A 493-nucleotide genomic window follows, 5' to 3' on the forward strand; every position below is an offset into this window, starting at 1 on the left:
CGACGACGCCGTTGCCCGCCGCGAAGGGCCGCAGCGTGAGGAGCTCGCCGTGCACGACGGCGGCGACGACGAGCGCCGGGGCACGCGTCGTCGCGACGGCCCGCCCGAGCAGGTCGAGGCGCGCGACGACCTCCTCGCCGGCGGGTGCCGGTCCGAGGCCGGTCAGGTCCTGCGGCGCGCCGGCGCCGCGCACGCGCCCGACGGCGTCGTCGTCGAGCCAGCCGGTGGCCGCGGCGGCGTGGAGCCGGGCCAGGAGCTGCGGGAGCGGTGGGAGGGTCGCGGACCCCCGCGCGCCGAGGTCCGGCATGAGGCGTTCGACGACGGCCGCCGCACGCACGGCTCCGAGCACCCGCTCGACGTGCGGGTCCGGCCGCCCGGGGAGTGCCGGGCCGCCCGGCTCGTGCGGTGCCGCGCCCGTCGCGAGACCGCGCACGACGTCGAGCGTGACCCGGGCCCCGTCGACGGCCGCGCTGGCCCGCGCGCTGCGCAGCCC

The 493-nt window shown here is 81.5% G+C and carries 1 pseudogene; it reads right to left on the reverse strand.

Going from position 1 to position 493, the window contains the following annotated elements:
* A pseudogene (locus CTKZ_RS21225) lies at positions 1–433 on the reverse strand (cell filamentation protein Fic); the annotation flags it as partial.
* Positions 434–493 lie beyond the last annotated feature (60 nt).

It is taken from the genome of Cellulomonas algicola, assembly GCF_003851725.1.
In the GTDB taxonomy this organism is placed as follows: domain Bacteria; phylum Actinomycetota; class Actinomycetes; order Actinomycetales; family Cellulomonadaceae; genus Cellulomonas; species Cellulomonas algicola.